Raw genomic sequence first — 21152 nt, 5'->3', positions numbered from 1 at the left:
TGTATTAATAAAAAGAAATAGAACCATAAAAATACATTGACAAATATTTAATTATATGTTATAATTAAACATTTATTTCTATTTCTGCCATTTCTGTGTTAGAATATGATTAGCGCTGATTGAACTAGTAGTTAACTACTTAAATATGTTAAGGAGATGTTTAAGTGAATAACACAGCAAGTCTAACCGCAATTGTTAGTGCCTTTGCTAGATCCTATCATTCACAACACCATTACCCCATCATCTTTGATGATTTCCTTGCACAAGAGCTAATATCAGACGAAGAAAGTGCCATGATTGGACATAATTGGGCTAAGGCCATATCATTTTTCAATCCACAAAACGCATCAAAATATAGCAATAAAACAGACGCATTAAATTGGGTTATGAGTACCCAATGTATTCCTCAAACTGTGAGCCGTGCAAAATATGTGGAGGATTGTTTAGAAAATGCTATTACTAGAGGGGTTGAACAATATATTATATTAGGAGCAGGCTTTGACACGTGTGCGTATCGCAGAACCGAATTAATAAACCATTTACAAGTTTTTGAACTTGATCATCCTGCAACTCAGACTCTCAAAATAAAGCGAATGGCTGAACTCAAGTGGAAAATACCTAACAACGTGCAATTTATCCCTATAGACTTCACAGAAGAAAACATTACTAATGTGCTTATTAAATCTTCATTCTCACCTAAGAAATTGACGTTTATCAGCTGGTTAGGTGTAACGTATTATTTAACGATAGACACGATATTTGAAACATTACAAGCATTAAAAAGAATTATACCAACTGGAAGTTCAATTGTATTTGACTATTTAGATGATACTGCATTTGACCCAGACAGAGCATCAAAACGTATATTACAAATGCAAGAAATAGCTAAACAAGCGCAAGAACCTCTAAAAACTGGCTTAGACCCAAATACGATGGAATTATCACTTCAGCAAATAGATATGCTACTTTACGAACACCTTTCTCCTGAGGATATTGACAAGCGATATTTCAACAACAGACACGATCTATTAAGCGCTTTTGAGCATTTCAACTTTGCTCACGCTACATTTTAACAACTTGTAAAACTAAGATAATAATATAGCATGCTTTTATTAGAACATAAGGAGGGCTATTTGAAATTGATCTTTTCAAATAGCCTCATTTTTTCTATAACAACTAAACAATGTTAAATTGGTTTAAAGTTTGTCAACTTGAATGAAAACAGCGCTGCTATAATCGTTACAATCGCACCAATCAGAAAAATAATTATAGATCCAAACATTGTCCAAACTACTGCCCCTAGAATTGGGATACAAACTGCGACAACGTGCGCTATTGTACTACCCATTGCTAACGTCGCACTTAATTCATCTCTGGGAACAAGACGTCCTACGAAAGATGAAATACCGATATCGTCAAAACCAACTAACACATCATCAATGATAAAAAGAAAATAAATAAGATAGACATAATCGAACAAAGCATACCCTACGAATACAAACGTAACTAGGATATAATTAACCGCAAGTGCTCTTCCTTCACCCCATCGCTGTATTGCCTTTCCAACTAATGGACGCGTAATAACGGCGCATATACTGTGAGCAGCCATAAGTAGTGCCATTAATTGTACAGAAGTATTAAATGTTTCAACCAAGAGTAATGTCCCAAAAGTAATAAAAAACATTTCCCTTGTCGCAGACAAGATAGTCAACAAATAATAAGAAGTATACGCCCTTTTAAAAACTAATTTCACTGTGGGAGAAGAGTAACTTTTTGCTTGCACGATCTTCAGCCCAGCAATTGTGCTAACCGATGCGAAAATACTGCTTATAATAAAAATTGTTTCAAATGAAGATACCGTACTAATTCCCCACACTAAACCCATTCCTAATAAACTTGCTACTGCATTATAACTTGCAATTAGTCCAAATTTATAGGAACGATCCCGTTCTGTAGAAAAATCAGTTACTAAATAATCTCCTTGTATCCCCCTTAAATGTGTCCCAGTACTATAAATTAAAGTGAAAATAATAATGAATAACATATTGTCAGAGACAGCATATAAAACTAACCCTGCTGCAATCACAATTAGAGAGCAAATCCACACAGCTTTTGGGGTAAACCGTGATGCAATAAGGACAATTCCAACTGCAAATAATCCAGGCAGCTCCTTCATTCCATCAACCCAACCATATTGAGTCGGAGAAAAGGACAAATGATCTAATAAGTAATTTTTATAAACTCCCTGATACATAGCGACCGCTACACTTGATAAAACAAATGAATATAATAGGGTGCGGAAATTCTTTTCTTTCATTTCAGTTAACACTCCTTCAACTTTTTTGCAAACTTATACGTTCGTCAAGCAAAAATTGAAGGAGCTCTTGGGTAACAACCAATTAATAAGTTACGAGCAGATGTTCAAACTCATTTAATTCATATAAAAATAAATTCATACCCCATTGACGTCATCCTTTCTTTATAGCTTTAAACACTTCCCGATGCTAACATATATTATAGAAGATTAAAATTTAGCATTCGATATATTCATAATAATATGATTTTTATAACAAATAAATCATATATATCTAACTTATTGACTCTTCTCGTAAATTTTGTTGCTATTATCCCATAATTGAAGATTAAAAAGTCGTTTTACTCAACAGTCATCGTTTTATAGAAGAAAAGATGCCCCTAAACCTAGTAGTATACGTGTTTATTTTTTCGTACGAAAAATTCAACTATACGCATACAGCTAACTTATTTTACAGCTATAATACGAATCCTTTTATAATCCGCAACCCAAGATCCTTGATGAAACAATTGAGGTTTTATTTTCTCATTAACTAATCTGTATAAATGAAGCTGCTGTTCTTCACTAAACCCAACAAAAAATTCACTAGCAAAACTATCTAACCAATGATTCAACCCTTCTTCTTGGTCGGCCAGTAATGTCGGTCGATCGAAATATTGAGCGTAATGAACTGTAAAACCGTGCTCTTTAAGTAAAGTAGTGTATTCTCCTACACTTGGAAAATACCAAGGGTTTCTTACTGAAGCATCTATCCCAAACTCACTATATAGTACACTTGATATAGCTTTGATAATTGTTTCTACATTGTATTTCCCACCAAACTCAGCTACAAACCTTCCACCCGGCTTTAACGCATGTGAAATATTTTCAACAACTTTTGACGTCTGCTTCATCCAGTGAATAGCCGCATTGGAAAATACAGCATCATATTTATCGTGAGTTAGAAAGGTTTCACCATCTTGGATAAAAAATGAAATGGACGGATACTTGCTTCGTGCTTGTTGAATCATTTCTTCAGACGAGTCAATTCCAACTATCACTGATCCAAATTGAAATATCTCATTTGCAAGGTCACCTGTTCCACAACCTAAGTCAAGAATTTTCTCTCCTTCTTGTGGATTAAGCAGTTCTATTAGTTCTTTGCCAAAATTTGAAACAAAATGTTGCTTGTCATCGTACAAGTTTGCATTCCAGCTATTCAATGGCTTACCCCTCCTCTAGCATTAATTAAAGGTAGTTTCATCATAGCCAATGGAAAAGTATTCGTCTAAGATATATAATCTATTATATTAATAGCTTTTAGCTATGGAGGTTATATTGTTGGAAATAAGATTATTAGAATACGCACTCGCTATATCCAAGAGCCGAAATTTTACTAAAGCAGCAGAGAGCCTTCACATTGCACAACCATCATTAAGTAAGCAAATTTCTAAATTAGAGAATGAATTAGGGGTACAATTATTTATTCGTAAGCATGGCAACATTACTCCAACTCCTGCTGGAGTGAGATTCTTAAAAAAAGCGGAAAAGATTGTCCTTATGCGGAATGACTTAATTCGTGAAATGAAAGAAGTTAATCAAGGAACAAGCGGGGAGTTAATCATCGGTTCAACAGCAGTCACAGGTGGTCATGTATTACCTCCACTTCTTCAAGAATACAAACAAAGATACCCCAATGTTCAAATTAAGCTAGTTGAAGAATCAACAAAACAGCTTACTTCCTTAACTGCTAAAGGGGAAATCGACATTGCTATAGTAGCTCTCCCAATAGAAAATACATACTTAACTACAAAAACGATGTTTACCGAGCCACTTCACATCGTTCTACCGACAAAAATAACCTCTTGGATGCCGAGCCATATTCAAAGTCTCTTAACACCATCACAGATACAGCACGCCCGTACTCTTTCATTAGAAAGCTTGTCCCAATGTCCATTTATCCTGCTAAAGCAAGGTTTTGGGTTTCGAAATTCGGTATTAGAGTTATGTGCAAAGAGTGGGTTTCAACCTCAGATAGAGTTTGAAACAAGTAGTATTGAAACAGCGCAGTCACTAGTAAAAAATGGCCTCGGCGTGACGGTTGTACCGAATATGGTCGTACATCAAAATGCTAATAAACAACTTACTTACTTTAAAATAGATTCAAATCCAACAAGGACACTTGTCTTTGCTTATCATCACGAGCGTTACTTAAGCTCACCTTCTAGAGCACTCATGAATGTTTTTGCTGAATTAAATAATTAAAATTAATATGTTTACCTTTAGTAGACTTTGATCTAATTTTATAGGTGGGGTTCTACTCCACCTATAAAACCAAAAACCCCACTAAATGTAAAAGTGGGGGTTAAAATCGACTAGATTAAATCCGAATTTTTATTCACGTATGTATCTTTTGCCTAGAAAAAAATTTGTTAGAATTAAATGATATGTTTGCTAATTTTATCAGGTACCATTACAACTTCTGTAGCTATTGGTGTTTGTTCCTCTTGATCAATACATTCTTCCCAATACTCCATATGCTTCTTAATTATTTCATTCTTATTGTTTATTTCATCTTCCGTAAGTTCTACATTCATTTCATTATCACCTTGTATTGCATACCAATAAAGAAATTCACCATCAGCATTTTTTTCACGAAACATTGTTTCTACATACAAATTTTCATTTTTCAATATAATAAGTACCTTATCCATGTTTTGATTTAACATGTCCATCCATTCATCCACACGTTTCGTTTTACCTTCTTTAATACGATATTTACTTAATCGAACTTTCATTTAGCTTTACCTCCTACATTAACTTCCATCCTAATTAATATATCATACCTTTTCAAATAAGTTTGTGTTTTACTATTAAAAACCAGCTCCCTTAAAGGAAGCTGGTTTATGGGTAATTAATAACCTTATTCCTCAATGAATACAAACTCAGTTGGACATCCTCGAATACCCTTACTTATAAGCTTAATCGTCTTAGAAGTGTTCTCGATAAACTGAAGATGAAAACGATTAAACCTAGTAATAAGTTCTTTATTATTAGCTAAGTCTTCTCGTGTAATATGATAATCTTCTAAACTACTAGGGTATTGATGTTGTAGCAAAACGCTTTCGATCTCTTCAAGTAACTTGAACATATCGATATCCTGAAAGTGATGAACACTAGCTTTTATTGATGACCAATTTTTCGGTTGGGCATAAAAATATGAACTCCACCAATACAACTCTACTACGGATTTTCTTGCATGATCATAAAACATATGAAATACGAATAAAGCTTGTTGCCCAGTAGTTAGCTGTTCATAAAATTGCTCTTTAAACGCGGACATGCTTTGTAAAGTTTGCTCAGCCATACTATTTTTATAGGCTATGATCAAAGGTTCAAAGCATACTTTACAAAGCTCCTCATGAGCTAACGTGTCAAATTCCTTTCTTGTCATCTTAACTATCAACATTTATCACTCCTCCAACTCATTATACATTAATTGGAAGAAATAAAACTGTTTGTATTTACTTATCAAGCTATTAAATTCATTATAGTCTTTAAATATATTATTGGAACCCAATGAAATTTTAATAAAATATTTTAGTCGAAGCTTATCCCGATCATTTATACTGCCCTTAAGATGTAGATGATAAATTTAGTACTCTAATTTTCTCATAAATGCAACAAATTTTAATTCATTAACCTACTCCAAAATTGATGTCAATTTTGTCTTTGACTTAGAACCTTAGCTACAAAACTATTTTTTTCTTCGGAATAGGCAGATACATTATTGGGATATTTAATAGCTAGGGTCTTTTTAAGTGCTTCATATTCTTTAGCCATTTGAGGGTTATTATTTAAATAATCTCTGAAAAACGTGTGTTGTTGCCACCAATCACCCTTATATTCAACGATATGAAGAATATGAGATTTAGTCATGGTATTTAAATTGGAAAATTTCGCAAACACTTCTTTACCTTCTATTTCAACTTTAGATAAATGATAATAGCCTTCTTCTTTCAGAACGTTTGTATCAAACTGTTGTATATCACTTAAAGATTCAACACCAACTAATATGTCAAGTATGGGCTTTGCCAATATACTCCGAATAGCTGTACTACCTATATGTTGAATATCTTTTACATAGTTACCAATTAATAAATCCAAAGTCTCTTTCTCTTCTAAAAACAGGCTATTCCATTCTGAATATTTATTTTCTACTAGCTTAACTTCACCTTTGTTCAAACCTAACATTTCCCTCCCCCTTCTGAAATCACTGGATATAACGCAAACTATATAGAAATAATTTCAAATTACTAAAATAGTCTTTATCAGATAAACTTAAAAATTCAAAGTTTAACTATATTGATAATCATTTCACCATATAGTAAAATATGGATAATCATTACCTGCTTGAGGTGCAATAATGAAATAATCTTTTTTTATTGTTTTGGTATAAACAGCAATACTCATTTACTTTACTCCATATGGTAGATTAGGTTTACTTATTTTTCAAGTGACATTAATAATTAAAAACAGAATGAAATCACAACAAAAGCGTTAATAAGAAAATCCCAAGCGCTAAGCAAAAAAAAAGGTAAATAATTAAATTTTCTAAATATACTGAAAAGGGCGCGAACACTTTATTAGCTCTTAAGTTATCTCAGTATTACGCAAAATCGTTTTAAAAAAGCAAAAAACACATTCCATATTCACAAGAATTGTTGATGGATTTATAAGAAAAATATTAAAAAAAGAAGGTAAAATATGAGATTATTTCGGAAAACTTTATCATTATTCATCTATACTTTATTCACTTTTCTATATTTATCAGGATGTGAAATCCAAACATCACATAATAGTGAAAAAGTTATCTCACTGAAAGCAGATCATATCGATCAAATAAGTAGTTCTAACAAAGCTAACTTCGATTTTAAAAGCATAGATTTGAAAGGTAATGACTTTAGTGACTTAATGTTTCTGAAAGATATATTAGCAGATAAAAGAATTGTCATGCTCGGTGAAAGCTCTCATGGGGTTGCAGAATATAATCAAATGAAAGGCAGGCTCATTAAATTTTTACATGAAGAGTTAGATTACAATGTAGTAGCTTTCGAAAGCGGCATGACAGAGGTTAATCTGACAAATGAACTGTTGCTTGAGCTAGATTCAATTACTGGCATGAAGAAATCTCTTTATAATATTTGGCATACGAACAATAATACATATTTATTTAAATATATACGAGAACAGAAATCTACAAGTCAACCTATCAACCTTGTTGGATTTGATATGAATTCAACGGGTACAAGGGAGGGATTGCTATACGATTTTTTTGAGGATATAAATTTAGAGTATGCAAAAGCTATTGAAATAGCAGAAAAAGAGTTTTATTCTTTAACACAACTAGGCAATCCTATTCCAGATGAAAGAAATAAAAAGTTAATCGATCAATATAAGAATTTATTAAGTAGTTTGAACGAAGAAAATTCTAATCTAGCTCGATCTTTAAACGAGAATATCCAACAATTGTTTGATAAAATATTCAAACAAAGATTATATTTACTTTCTAACATATACAACAGTAGTGAAGAAATAAATTATATGAACTTAAGAGATAAAATCATGTCAGAAAATTTAGTATGGTTGCTTAATGAATTATATCCTGATGAAAAATTCGCTGTATGGGGACATAACGGTCACATTATGAAAAACAATTCAACCACTAGCAATGGTTGGTACGTTAGTATGGTAGAATATTTACCAGAGTCTATAAAAAATGAAGCATATGTTATCGGATTATATATGTATAGTGGTAAACATAAATCCCTTGACATTAAAGAAATTGTGGATGTTAATACGAACCACAAAACTAACTCAATAGAACATCGGCTTAATCAATCTGGATATCCAGTGACCTTTTTAAATATCAATATAAAAGATGATAAAACAAATAGTTATTGGTGGAATTCGGAAGCAATAGGAAAACACGATGGTAGAAGTGATATTCTATTTATACCGAGTGAGCAATACGATGGCCTTATATTGATAGATAAAGTAAGTCCACCATCATATACATTGCAATAGCGAATTGGCGTACCATCATCTAGATAGATTCATCGATAAATGAATCTATCTAGATTTTTCACTGTTAGTTGTAAAAATAATTTTCGTACGTTTTCTTCATTCATTTTACTAACTTTAGACAGTTAACCTTTTCTCGCTGAATTCTTGAGGATACATGCAATTGTTCGTATGTTGGTTGAGCTCACTAATGGAAAAAGCATCACATGCCTGCTCTCTTCCTAATTCTACAAATTTACCTAAGGATTTTTTCTGAAATCCACCTACACCTTGTAAATCAATTTCTATAATTACATCTGCATATTTTTCTACAAGCTGGTTTGTATGATATTTACTTGCTACGCCTATGTATCTTGAAAGCTGATGTACTATATTTTTTGGCTGTTGATCTTTTGATCCTCGTAGGCAAACAGCAGTAATATGCTTAGCACCCATTTCTTTTACGATATCGACAGGATTATTATTTAATATATATCCATCAACTAATAGCTGATTGCCATAATTAACAGGTGCAAATATGCCAGGAATGGCTACACTTGCATGAATAGCTTTGGCCACTTCACCTGAACGAATGACAACTAGTTTGCCAGATAACAGATCTAAACTAACTATTGCAAGTGGGATCTCTAGATCAGTAAAATACTTGCCGTCTGTGAGCTGTAGTAGCTTGTCATAAATTCTTTTCCCTTTAACAAATCCTTTTTTACCCAATCTTATATCTATTAATTTTCTTAATGAAAGTTCATCTAATTCCTTTTTCATTGTTTCTGGTTTCATACCACAAGCGTATAAGCCGGCAATGACAGCTCCTGCGCTCGTTCCAGCAATATGTGTAATTTCCATATTTTGTTTATTCAATTCGTTAAGTACGCCAATATGAGCAGCACCTCTTATGGAGCCACCACTCAACGATAAGCCTGTTCTGATCATTCCACTTACCTCCCAGCCCAATATTTTGATTAGAGGTTGGTAACAGCTTTCAGAGTTAACACATGATGATGTCGTTATACTGTAGTTCACTTGTTCAAAGCTACACTATCTTGTTGTTGTTTGCTGTTCTCGATTTCCTCCTTCATATAAGTTCCAGCATTATTTTTTAACTTTATCCACAATAAAATGAGATAACTAATGAGAATTAATGCGCCTAAGAGATAAATATATACATCATATTCCTGAATCAAATGCTTTACTTTCGTTCCATTTCCAAGTTTGCCAATCATGAGAACGGCAACTGACCATGGCAGGATTCCCAAAAAAGTATGAACAAGATAAATACGTAACTTTACCTTACTTATACCAGCTACATAAGAAATATAATTTCCTATACCGAATGGTCTTGATAAAGAGATACTCCAAACTCCATACTTTCTAAACCAACATCTAGCTTTCTCCATACTTATCCAAAATCTCTTTGGGAATAAGAAGGTCATTTTTGCACCTAGTACATAAGGAATGAGGCTCGCTACCGTATACATACTTGCCATACCAAGCGAGGTGAGTACAATCTCCATATGACTAGGATTTAGCAACAGACCGTACGATAAAACGACCACAATTCCCGGGAATGGTATAGATGAGCCTTCTAAAAACATGGATATAAATAAACCAATCGTACCTAGATTTTGTATAAGTTCTAGTATATTCATCTATCTTTCACCCTTTTTCCTATATAAGATGCTGGTTTAGAGACTTCAATAATCACAGATTATCCTATTAATCTGTTAACCATTTCTCCTTTGACATAAACTACCCAACCTTATCTACCTTTTTGTTGTTAATAGCTTTTATGACTGTTAATAATTTCTCAGATGCAAACTGGCACGTCTGCACATAACCCTCAATTCTTTGTTGGTGCTCATTCCATTCCTGCTTATTCGTTAGTTTCTCAATGATCTGTGATGAGATAGACATATTCAAATCAAGTTTATACACTAAGCTTTCACTTTGAAGATAAGATAAATTAATTTCTTCCTGTCCTGGTAAACCAGCTATTGCAAAGATTGGTAACTTTTTATGCAAAGCCTCACTAACAGTTACACCGCCAGGCTTCGTCACAATAGCATCAACATTTTCATACAAATCATTCATTTCATCTCGCGAAGAAAGATACTGCAACGGCGTAATATATGGTTTTTTCCAGTTTGTTAACTCTTCATACATCTTCACGTTATTTCCACACAATACAGAAAAATGAAAATACTTTGATGATTGATCTATTTGCCTTAGAAGGTCTACCATATTTCCTAAGCCACAACTTCCACCAGCTAACAAAATATGATGGATTTGTTTTTGTTCGAACTGTCGGCTTACCCGATTAAACTTGTCATTGATAGGAATACCTGTCACAACTATCTTTTCTGCAGTTACCCCGCTATCCTCTATTAAGGAAGTACGTATGTGCTCACTTGGTACAAAATGATAATCAACACCATCTCTTCCCCAGACATTGTTAATAAAAAAATCTGTATAAACATTAATTAACGGAACATCAATCATTCTCTTTTGCTTTAAGCGGCTAACTAAAAACGATGGAAAGCCATGTGTTGCTACGATAACATCAGGTTGTTCACGTTGAATAAGTTGCTCCATGTTTTTTAAAAATAACCTTTCATACCATTGTAATGAGTAGGTTGTTGATTTTGAATAACCGAAATTATTATATGCCCACTTATACGTTTTAGGTGATACTTTTATCCATTTGAGATAAAATGCTGTAATTAATTTTTCTAAAGCTGGATGAGAGTAACTAAGTAGGTCAACCTTATTCGTTGTTATTCCATTGGTAGTCCTATTAATTGAATGAATTAAAGCCTCTGCTACTTGATGATGTCCGGAAGGCATACTTAACAATGGCAAAAATAATATCTTTTTCATTCCTTCTCTCTCCCTTTCATATGATTAAGATTCCAGTTAAGGCTCTCCTCTTAAATATTGTTACAATTCTCACTAAAATCACAACAGAAGAAATTACAATGAAAAAGTAGTAGAGGGCGTGTATCATTTCTTAATTTGGATTCAGAGCAATCGATGCAAAAAAAGCTAAGATAAAAAAAGAGGACACTTCTCTCATATGATAAATGTGCCTATCATTCTACGAAGAAGTGTCCTTATTATTATAAATGATCCCCTGACATAAATGTAAATTTATTCTAATTTTAACTCTAATATGTTGGTATTTTAACAATTACTTTAAATAGATCGCCATCTAGATCTATTTGTAATGTACCGCCATGTAAATCAACGATCGATTGAGCAATCGCAAGCCCTAAGCCAGATCCCTCTGTAGCTCGTGATGTATCTGCTCGTTTAAATCTTTCAAGTAGTTCGTTAATATTCTCACCAAGCTCATATTTAGTAATGTTCTTAACAACAAATTCTGCTTGGTTATTTTCATGCTTTAGACTAACATATACTCTTGTACCTGTAAGTGAATACTTCAGTGCATTAACGATTAAATTGTCTAACACACGCCACCATCTTTGTCCGTCTACGTAGCTCATCACTGAGGTATCTGGAATTGTTACCCGAAAATCAAGACCGGATTTTTCAATATCCTCTTGGTGTTCACCAAGTACTTGATGTATTAATTGTGTTAAATCTACCTGTTGCTTATGAAGCTCTAAATTCCCGCTCGCCATTTTTGATACTTCAAACAAGTCCTCAATGAGTATTTTTAAGCGATTGGATTTTCTTTCTAATATATTTACATACTCATTTCTCTCTTCCTCTGTCAGCTGCTGATTTTTTAACAAATCGGTATATGTGATGATTGAGGTCAGAGGTGTTCTTAAATCATGACTTACATTTGTTATAAGTTCGGTTTTTAATCGTTCACTTTTTGCTTGCTCTGTTAGTGACGTCTTAATTCCAGCTCTTAGTTTATTAAGATGTTTCGCATGCTTAGCTATAACCGACTTTCCTTTTTCAGGAACTGGTTCAAGTAAGGTGCCACTTGCCATTTGCTCGGTTGCTCTAAATACACGATTTAAATAACGAATCCTTTTCATCAGAAACAAAATTGACGGTATACCGATGAAGAAGACACAAATAAGATAAAACATGATTAAACCATCATTGTAAGAATTAGCAAAGGCAATTGCAGTTCCAATCCCCCAAAAAAAGATAACGATTAATATCGCCAACATTTGCTTCCCGATAGCGGTTTTTAAAAAAGCATCCCTTACTAACTTTATATTTTTAACAACAATACCGTTTTTAAGTGTTTCGATAAAGCCCAATCCTTGCTTTAGCTCATCATACGTCCATACAACTTGGTATATGCCAAACCATATTGCAAATAAATGAATGAAATGATTAAATAATAGCCCTTCAACACTCTGATAATTGTAATAAGAAAATAATGAATAATAATCTTGCTTAAGCATGAAAGTAAATATCATGACAATCCAGCCATTGATCAAAATTAGGACAAGCCTTATGTCTAATGGCCAATTTTCATATTGTCGTCTTACAGAACTATCTACGTACCAAGATTTACGAAATTTAAATATTAATAATATAATTAATAAAGCAACAACAGCTATTGCCAGCATGATTAATGACAGATTTTTTTGATAAATGAAATATTGTGCCCTTTCTACTTGATTCATGTTTGCAACGGGTATAGTTATTTTTCCTTCAAATGTTGATGGAGAAGCTTTTAATAATGTGGTTATTTTATTATTGACATCGATTCCAGTTTCTTCGTTGTACTCTCCACCGATATAATATGATGCACTATCTAAATATTGTGATGCCTTTAAATATCCATTCTTTTTACTGAACTCCATAGTAAACGCAGCTTTTTCTGATACATCTCCAGATGAGAAGGTTTCGCCTGTCTCAATATTTTTCAACTCATATGAGAAATATGTGAAATCGGACACGAAGTCTTGTTTTTTCGCGTTTAGTTCCGCTATATACGAATCAATATTTGTGTTAATAACTGCTTTTATCTTTTTTTCGACATATTCATCATCTTCAAAGTTTTTTTGTACGTCAGCTATTTTGGCGTCTCGTTCTTTCGTAAGGGCATCTTTCACAGAGGTATTACCTGAAGCCTCCGCTTCTAAAATACGTGATTGATATTGCCCTTGTATATTTTGAATTTGCGAAGTTAAGTCACCGTAGTAAAACCTATACTGATCTATTTCTTGTTGAGAAACAGAAACTGTTTCCTTCAACTGCTCCTTATCAGGATTATTCAACACAATTGAACTTAATTCCCTTATATAGTTATGGTATTCTGATTGAAATTCATCGGTTTGAAAATAATCTTGATTACCGATAAATCGATGAGCATTTTCTAGAGTTGAAGTTACGGCAATTAGAATTATGCTAACTAATAAACTCCAACCAATTGTTTTATAGAAATTCTTCTTCATTTTACAAACCCCCTTCTTACACTCACTAAGCTATAAAAAATCCATTAAAACGTTGTTTATCTATATGTTTGCGAACTTTCTTTAAAGAAGGTTACTTCTCAATCTTATAACCAATCCCCCAAACAACCTTAACATAACGAGGATTTTTTGGATTTTCTTCTATTTTTTCTCGTATTTTTCGAATATGCACTGCTACGATATTCTCGGCGTTATATGCTGGCTCATTCCATACTCGTTCATAAATTTCATTAATGGAAAACACACGCCCTGCATTCAGTAATAATAGCTCTGTGATCTTATACTCAATCGGTGTAAGCTTAATTGAGTTGCCGTCTAGCTTCACTTCCTTTGCTTCCTGATCAAGAACTAAGCCATTTACTTCAGTGATTGTTTGTTGCTCATGATATGTGCCTAGCTGTACATACCTGCGCATTTGTGATTTTACACGCGCAATGAGCTCCATCGGATGAAATGGCTTCGTAATATAGTCGTCAGCTCCTACTGAGAGTCCATGAATTTTATCTGTATCCTCAGCTTTTGCACTGAGCATAATGATAGGAATATTGTACTTATCTCGTATTTTAAATGTTGCCGCAATTCCATCCATCTGTGGCATCATGATGTCCATTATAATTAAATGCACTTCATTATTTTCAAGCTGTTGGAGTGTTTCAATTCCATTTGCTGCTTTTATGACCTTATATCCCTCATTACTAAGATAAATCTCAATGCCATCTCTTATCTCTTTGTCGTCATCGGTAACTAGAATTGTATATTCGTTCATCATTGCACCTCATCTCCTACTCATTTGCTCATTATTATACTTGTCATTTCTTAACATTTGGATTAGAAAAATATGAAGAATTTCTTAAGGAAAGTATACAATCACCTTAAGCTTTGTAAATGTTCTTTCATAAGCTTTGTTCTATAACTTCTATAGGAATACACCATAATATTCTGCAATGCTTACTAAATTTGTGTTTAACTTTTTAACATAGCACTGTTTTCGCAGTCATTGTTGTTTATCGTAATATCAGCTAAACATGAAAACAACTATAGTTGAGGACATCTTTTCTTTTTTAATGACTGTAAAAATCATTTATATATACACATCAATAACTCAAATAAAAATATAAAAGCAACAAAGAAATTGCTAACGGTGTTTGTAATATAAGAAAATATAATGTTATAAAATGGTATTTCATATTAATTATATCAATATATTATTTGTAGTGTTATATGTTTTATTACCTTTTTTAGCTTAGTTCAGAATAAGTAACCTTAAACATTGACTAATGATGTCAAGATAATAACACATAAGTAAAAGCTGTTTACGTGTTTATCGTTCTAAGAATAAACACGTAAACAGCTAGTATTCTTGGCATCTCTTCATTTAAAAACAACAACATCTAGATAAAAATACTAATTTAAGGAAGGATTGCACAAAGCTCGAAAAAACGTAAGCAAATGAAGATCAGTCGCAACGGTAGTTTTTATGTTAATATCAACTAGATGAGTACCTCAGGCTAAAGTAGTAGACCATGTTCATCCTATTCATTGATGTACGATAAGCTCCCTTTAAGTATGCTATACATAAGAGATAGCAACAAGGAGGAATGAAAGATGAAACAATATAATCTATTACCTATAGTGGCAGGTATATTAAGTGCTGGCATAGTCGGTTTCAGCTTTTTATTTTTAAAAAATATTGTAAGTGAAACTTCACCTTTAGCTATATTATCCTACCGTTTTACTATTGCATTTATTGTCATGACAGCATTTATTTTATTAAAAGTAATACGCGTAGATTTTCGACATAAACCTGTACTCCCGCTTATATTATTCTCAATCGTTCAACCTGTACTTTCTTTTTCATTTCAAACTTATGGAATGAAATATGCTTCTTCCAGTGAAGCTGGTATTATTACAGCCTTAGTCCCCATTTTTGTCATGTTATTCGCGGCTATCTTGTTAAAAGAGAGCACGACAACAATACAGAAAGCTTCTATTCTGCTTTCCGTGGGAGGTGTAAGTTACATTACTGTTATGAAAGGCGTTGACGGTGAAGCAAATATGCTTGGTATTATACTCATCTTTTTATCTGTTGTATCAATGGCTTTTTATACTGTATTGGCAAAAAAGTTTTCTAAACAATTTTCACCAATTGAATTAACGTATGCAATGATGGGCATGGGCATGATCATGTTTAATTTAGTACTTTTTGTCTCACCTGAAAAAGCTGATTTTACAGTCTTATTAAAAACCAATTTTATTTTACCGATGTTATACTTAGCGATTTTATCTTCTGTAGTTACATCTTTCTTAAGCAATTACATGGTATCTAGAATGAAAGCTTCACAATCTGTTGTATTTATGAACCTTTCAACAATTGTAAGTATACTTGCAGGTGTTTTCATTCTGCATGAAACATTTTACACTTATCACTTGATTGGCACTATTATGATTATCATAGGTGTTGTCGGAGCAAATATAAAGGGCATAAATATACCTAAACAAATGACGCAGAAATCAACTGTCATTCATGACTAAACACCCATATATCTTTCAGTTAAAAAGAGTAGCTTTAGCATAGGTATTAACAACAAGTCTCTTAATGAATAACAAAATGGAATTTAGTGCTAATGTTATTGTTTTTCGAAGAAAAGATACTTTAGTTTACGGAGTCTTACTAAGATATCTATACGTATACAACTAAATCTGGTCACCTTTTTTGCTATAATCCTTTTGTGGTAAGGATCAAACCTCATCATAGCAACTTTTACAAAAAGCGGCTAATAATAAATAAGTCATGCTTGTAGCTTTTAGCTAATGTGCATGACTTATTTATATTTTAGTTCTTTGTGCTACTTACTTGGTGTCATATTGAAGCTTTGATCAAATACCTAAACTTTTCTAGAAGCTTCATCATTGACCAGTTAAAGCTTCATTATATGATGTCCCATCATAGAACCTTAATAAGTCTCCATAAACGATGTTATCTGAGTATTCTAGCTCATGTTTTACTTTTTCTTCATATGGTTCACAGCTAGAACTAGTCGTTTTTGCTCCAGTACGTTTGTCAAAACATATAGATTTTGTATATATATAATCCTCCGTTATAAAGCTTCCATCTCTCAAGACAGTAAGGTCACTCTTTTTTGTCGAGAAGATATCAGCACCAAAATGAACGTCATTTTTTGTTTCAATCCCCAATAAGTGCAAAAGTGTCGGCTTCACATCTATTTGTCCTGATACTTTCGAAACTACAAGTGGATTTTCATCTGTAATTCCCGGTATATGAATTATTAAAGGGACTTTTTGTAAATTCACTACATCAAATGGTGTCATTTCTTTTCCTAAAAACTCTCCCATAGCTTTTTTATGATTTTCGGAAATTCCATAGTGATCGCCATAGAATACGAGAATCGAATTTTCATATATGCCTTCTTGCTTTAGTAATTCAACGAAATCTTTAAGAGCCTCATCCATATATCGCACAGTTGGAAAATATCGATTAACTGTCCGGCTATTAGACGTAAACTCATCTACCATCTTATCCTCTTCTTCAAGTACAAACGGAAAATGATTTGTTAACGTAATAAACTTTGTATAAAACGGCTGCGGTAGTGTCTTTAATATATCTACAGATTGGGAAAAGAACTCTGCATCCTTTAACCCCCAACCAATTGAATTGTTCTCATTAACATCAAAATCAATTAATGAGAAATAACGATCATAGCCTAGGTTAGGGTACATTACATCTCTATTCCAAAAGCTTTTTTTATTCGCATGGAATACCGCTGAATAATAATTTTCTTCTTTCAAGATTTCTGGTGTCGCACGATATTCATTTTCTGAATGAGTAAAAAATACTGCCCCCCTACCTAAAGGGTATAATGAATTCTCAACTAAAAACTCACTATCAGAAGTTTTTCCCTGACCCGTTTGATGATAAAAATTATCAAAATAATAGCTTTCTTTCACAAATTCATTTAAAAAAGGCGTAATTTCTTCCCCATTAATTGTTTCATTTATCACAAAATTTTGCAAAGATTCCATTGAAACGATAATCACATTACGACCTTTTGCGATATCAAAAAAGTCTTGATTTGGTTCTTTGTAATTTGCTTTTATATAATTTTCTATTTCAACAAACTCACTACTATCTGCAAATGCTCTTTGTGCTTTTGTTTTAGATGTTAACAAAAGGTCGTAAATGTGGTAATTGTATGACCCGATGTTCTTCACTATTATTTCTCTGTCAAATGTACGCGTTAACAGCTGCGGTCTTTCCGTTTCCGCAAGTACTAAATTAACTAAAGCAATGCTTGTAACTAATATGAAATAGGCTCGTTTATCTTTCTTCGTATAAATGATTTCATTAGATCCCTTATTCCTGTGACGCATAATGCAATATAACACAAGCACATCGACAAACATAAAAATATCAGTCACATGCAATAGCTCAAAAATACTATTATGTAGATCCTTTATATTGCTAGTTTGGAAAAGTAATGGCAATGTAATAAAATCTGAAAATTCCCTATAATACAACACATTTGCATACAACACGAATGAAACTATGAAGCTTGTAACAATTAAATAACGATTACGTTTCTTGATATTAATAAACAGTGCAATTCCAAAAATAATAAGTAAAAAGCTTAGCGGATTTATAAATAGAATAAATTCTTGCTTCCAAGATTCAATCTTTAAATCAAAGCTAGTTTTATAGACAATATATGTCTTCAGCCATAATAAAGTTGTGGCGGCGAATACGAATGACATCTTTAACAATGATGATTTATTCATCCCTAAATTCCTCCCATATTCATGGCACCTACAAAGGGAATTTTTGTATTTTTAATTATGATTTTAGCATTGTTATTTATTGTTTTCTACCCATAATTTACTAAAATAATATCTTTTTAGAATGGAAATATCCTACTTCGTGTATGTACTATGAAATATTAGACGTCTACAACTAATAATCGTTACACCTTTTCTTATTTTTACGATACGAAATGGCATAACACTCCTATTAGTTGAAGGTGTTTTCGCATTTATTGTTGCTTAGTAAAACATCATCATGGGGATTGTCAATTAAGTAAATAGCAGCAACGTATATGCAAAAAAATTAGATAAAATCTAGAATTTGTATATCTACGAGATCAACATCCCCAATATTATCCTTATAATTCCATAGCATAATTTCTGAAGTTTCATCGTTATCTCTGAAAGGTTGCAATTTATCTACTGTTGAGTAATAGACAGGATTATACTTTACTTCACCACTATGTTTATTTTTCACCTTAAGTAAACCTTTAAATGATAAATCATTTACTTCTTGTCCTGTTTCCTCAAACAACTCTCTTATAGCACACTGCTTCGAGGTTTCACCTTCTTCTCTTCTACCTGCTGGTATCTCCCATTGATTTCTCCATACGTTATAGCATAAAAGAATACGCTCTCCACATATGATTACCGCAAAAGAACCGCTAAGCGGTTCATATTTCTTCATCTGTGCTTCGTTGCATTTAATAAAATCAAGAAACTGTAAACCGTTTTTATTTTCAATGATTTTCAATTTAGTTCCTCCTATTCTGAAGACTCTAGTTCAAGCTGTATTTCTATAGTAACCAGCTTTTACTAGCTTAGCTTTCACCATCAAACACTATTAGGTTACTAATGAAAAATTCTCTTATTTGTTCAACTCCATGATCCTTCTTCCAAGAAGCTGAAATGATCATTTCATCAAAAGCTTTTGTAATATCATTCTCTGTTAAGCCCTTCGCATAAAAGACAAAATCATATTTATAGGTTGCGTTAGTTTGAGAACTACCTTTACCGTACCAATACCTCTGCTCGTCAATAGCATTAATTGCATTTTTCCATTCTCCATATTCTGGGGTATCAATATTTAAGTCTATAACGTTATGCTTAGAGTCTATTTCAAAGTGAAATGTCAATTTTCTAAAGTCATTTATTGTTGGATTGACTAAATCTCCTGTTCCTACATATTGATATTCTTCTTCAGTTAAATTTGCTACGTTCACTCTAATATGAAAGCTTGGCTCTTTGAATTGGTTACAAGCAACTAGTAAAAAACAGCATAAAAAAAGTACTAGCTTTTTAATTGTGTATACCCCCTTTACTAAACAACAGGAATATTCTGTAATTTATATAAATAAGTTTATCATAACAAAATAACTTTCTCTTTATTTATAATTTTGTAAATAATTAGTTTTTTTATGATATGTTGATGTTAAAATCAAAAGTAAAGCCTTGTTCAACTTGGCACACATGCGAAAACAATCATAAAAGATGGAGGTTATTCGATGGACAAAGAAATTTTATTTAATCACTTTTCAAAAGTGATAGAACTGTTAGAGCAGCATTACGTTGTTGCATCTAAAAAAGAAAAATTACTAAGTGGCTTACGGGAAAAGAATTCTGACGATTTTAAAAATATTAAATCCCTAAGCGAATTTGCTACATTTGTAACAGAGATGTTGATGCAGCTTAGTGGAGACAAGCATTTATACATTGAATTATTCACTGATCAAGAAGATGGTAACTTTCTAGAGGAGAATTGGCTAAAAAAAGAACTGGAATCAGAAAGAACAAACAACTTTGGGTTTACCGAAGTAAAGGTTATGCCAAATAATATCGGTTACATGAAAATAACACAGTTTATGAATCCTGATAGAGGTATAGATACAGCCATTGCAGCGATGAAAATGTTAGAAAATACGGATGCAACAATTATTGATTTACGTCACAATCGTGGGGGATATGGAGAGCTAGGAGAATACATACTTAGCTACTTTTTTGATGATGAACCTATACTACTATCTACTACTCATGATATGAATATAAAAGATTTCCAAACTTTCACCCATCCTTTTGTTGTTGGCAAACGCAAACTAAATCATCCACTTTACATATTAATTAACTGTAAAACTGGATCAGCAGCTGAGTACTTTACTTATGTACTCCAAGCTCATGAGAAAGCAATTATTGTAGGTGAACCTTCAGCAGGAGCTGCAAATAGAAATACGTATTATCCATTAACTGATGGAATAAGACTATCTATTTCAACTGGGGAACCTATTGTTGAAATAACCGGTTCTAACTGGGAGGGCGAAGGTGTCATTCCAAATATCAAATGTGCTCCTGAAGATGCCTTAGACAAAGCTATAGCACATTTACAACAAAGTGAATGAAGATTAATAGCTATCTAACTTTTTTATAACTAACCTATATGTCGTTAAGTATAAGGACATTCTATCCTTTTAATGAATTGCAGTATTCTTTAAAAGGATGAATGGAGTTAGTATAGTTTTATGGACACAAAAACGTTAAGTACTTAAAATGTACTTAGAAAGGTT

Annotated in this window: 18 protein-coding genes; 5 read left to right on the top strand and 13 right to left on the bottom strand. The window is 32.7% G+C overall.

The features are described from left to right. Positions 1 to 164: 164 nt before the first annotated feature. Positions 165 to 1073 (top strand): SAM-dependent methyltransferase, encoded by a 909-nt coding sequence (locus SLH48_RS10400; RefSeq protein WP_320258099.1) that lies wholly within the window; start codon positions 165 to 167, stop codon positions 1071 to 1073. Between the two features lie 113 nt (positions 1074 to 1186). Here SLH48_RS10400 and SLH48_RS10395 read toward each other — a convergent pair whose 3' ends face one another. After that, positions 1187 to 2317: an MFS transporter gene (locus tag SLH48_RS10395; protein WP_320258098.1), complete on the bottom strand. Its 1131-nt coding sequence runs from the start codon at positions 2315 to 2317 to the stop codon at positions 1187 to 1189. Positions 2318 to 2760: 443 nt separating this feature from the next. Continuing rightward, positions 2761 to 3516 (bottom strand): class I SAM-dependent methyltransferase, encoded by a 756-nt coding sequence (locus SLH48_RS10390; protein WP_320258097.1) that lies wholly within the window; start codon positions 3514 to 3516, stop codon positions 2761 to 2763. A 118-nt stretch (positions 3517 to 3634) separates the two neighbouring features. Here SLH48_RS10390 and SLH48_RS10385 point away from each other — a divergent pair, with 118 nt between their 5' ends. Beyond that, positions 3635 to 4558 (top strand): LysR family transcriptional regulator, encoded by a 924-nt coding sequence (locus SLH48_RS10385; RefSeq protein WP_320258096.1) that lies wholly within the window; start codon positions 3635 to 3637, stop codon positions 4556 to 4558. Between the two features lie 173 nt (positions 4559 to 4731). Here SLH48_RS10385 and SLH48_RS10380 read toward each other — a convergent pair whose 3' ends face one another. The 3 genes from SLH48_RS10380 to SLH48_RS10370 all read right to left on the bottom strand — a co-directional run bounded on the left by SLH48_RS10380 (position 4732) and on the right by SLH48_RS10370 (position 6547). After that, complete coding sequence (locus tag SLH48_RS10380) at positions 4732 to 5091, bottom strand: DUF6176 family protein (protein ID WP_320258095.1); 360 nt, start codon at positions 5089 to 5091, stop codon at positions 4732 to 4734. A gap of 125 nt (positions 5092 to 5216) precedes the next feature. After that, complete coding sequence (locus SLH48_RS10375) at positions 5217 to 5762, bottom strand: hypothetical protein (protein WP_320258094.1); 546 nt, start codon at positions 5760 to 5762, stop codon at positions 5217 to 5219. Positions 5763 to 6013: 251 nt separating this feature from the next. Then, positions 6014 to 6547 (bottom strand): GrpB family protein, encoded by a 534-nt coding sequence (locus SLH48_RS10370; protein WP_320258093.1) that lies wholly within the window; start codon positions 6545 to 6547, stop codon positions 6014 to 6016. A gap of 513 nt (positions 6548 to 7060) precedes the next feature. On the opposite strand from SLH48_RS10370, the gene SLH48_RS10365 reads away from it, so the two are divergent. Beyond that, positions 7061 to 8380, top strand: a complete 1320-nt coding sequence (locus tag SLH48_RS10365) for an erythromycin esterase family protein (RefSeq protein ID WP_320258092.1) — start codon at positions 7061 to 7063, stop codon at positions 8378 to 8380. Between the two features lie 114 nt (positions 8381 to 8494). Here the strand turns inward: SLH48_RS10365 and SLH48_RS10360 are convergent, their stop codons facing one another. The 5 genes from SLH48_RS10360 to SLH48_RS10340 all read right to left on the bottom strand — a co-directional run bounded on the left by SLH48_RS10360 (position 8495) and on the right by SLH48_RS10340 (position 14545). Then, positions 8495 to 9307 (bottom strand): patatin-like phospholipase family protein, encoded by an 813-nt coding sequence (locus SLH48_RS10360; protein WP_320258091.1) that lies wholly within the window; start codon positions 9305 to 9307, stop codon positions 8495 to 8497. Between the two features lie 86 nt (positions 9308 to 9393). Beyond that, a complete protein-coding gene (locus SLH48_RS10355; protein ID WP_320258090.1) occupies positions 9394 to 10023 on the bottom strand; it encodes a DedA family protein in 630 nt (209 codons plus the stop codon). A gap of 100 nt (positions 10024 to 10123) precedes the next feature. Next, entirely contained in the window at positions 10124 to 11251 is a 1128-nt protein-coding gene (locus SLH48_RS10350; RefSeq protein WP_320258089.1) for an MGDG synthase family glycosyltransferase, read from the bottom strand. A gap of 287 nt (positions 11252 to 11538) precedes the next feature. After that, on the bottom strand, positions 11539 to 13761 hold the full coding sequence (locus SLH48_RS10345) for a HAMP domain-containing sensor histidine kinase (protein WP_320258088.1): 2223 nt from the start codon (positions 13759 to 13761) through the stop codon (positions 11539 to 11541). A gap of 91 nt (positions 13762 to 13852) precedes the next feature. After that, positions 13853 to 14545: a response regulator transcription factor gene (locus SLH48_RS10340; protein ID WP_214483458.1), complete on the bottom strand. Its 693-nt coding sequence runs from the start codon at positions 14543 to 14545 to the stop codon at positions 13853 to 13855. 839 nt (positions 14546 to 15384) lie between these two features. Here SLH48_RS10340 and SLH48_RS10335 point away from each other — a divergent pair. Continuing rightward, entirely contained in the window at positions 15385 to 16311 is a 927-nt protein-coding gene (locus SLH48_RS10335) for a DMT family transporter (protein WP_320258087.1), read from the top strand. 375 nt (positions 16312 to 16686) lie between these two features. On the opposite strand, the gene SLH48_RS10330 is transcribed toward SLH48_RS10335, so the two are convergent. The 3 genes from SLH48_RS10330 to SLH48_RS10320 all read right to left on the bottom strand — a co-directional run bounded on the left by SLH48_RS10330 (position 16687) and on the right by SLH48_RS10320 (position 19817). Further along, a complete protein-coding gene (locus SLH48_RS10330) occupies positions 16687 to 18573 on the bottom strand; it encodes an LTA synthase family protein (RefSeq protein ID WP_320258086.1) in 1887 nt (628 codons plus the stop codon). Between the two features lie 325 nt (positions 18574 to 18898). Next, positions 18899 to 19348, bottom strand: coding sequence for an NUDIX hydrolase (locus tag SLH48_RS10325; RefSeq protein WP_320258085.1), 450 nt, complete (start codon positions 19346 to 19348; stop codon positions 18899 to 18901). 67 nt (positions 19349 to 19415) lie between these two features. Beyond that, positions 19416 to 19817, bottom strand: coding sequence for a hypothetical protein (locus SLH48_RS10320; RefSeq protein WP_320258084.1), 402 nt, complete (start codon positions 19815 to 19817; stop codon positions 19416 to 19418). 282 nt (positions 19818 to 20099) lie between these two features. On the opposite strand from SLH48_RS10320, the gene SLH48_RS10315 reads away from it, so the two are divergent. Continuing rightward, entirely contained in the window at positions 20100 to 20987 is an 888-nt protein-coding gene (locus SLH48_RS10315) for a S41 family peptidase (RefSeq protein ID WP_320258083.1), read from the top strand. The last annotated feature ends 165 nt before the right edge of the window (positions 20988 to 21152 follow it).

The organism is Cytobacillus sp. IB215316 (assembly GCF_033963865.1).
GTDB classification, from domain to species: Bacteria; Bacillota; Bacilli; order Bacillales; family SM2101; genus Nanhaiella; species Nanhaiella sioensis.
Note: the sequence above shows the minus strand (reverse complement) of the source record. Positions and strands in the feature narration are given on the sequence as shown.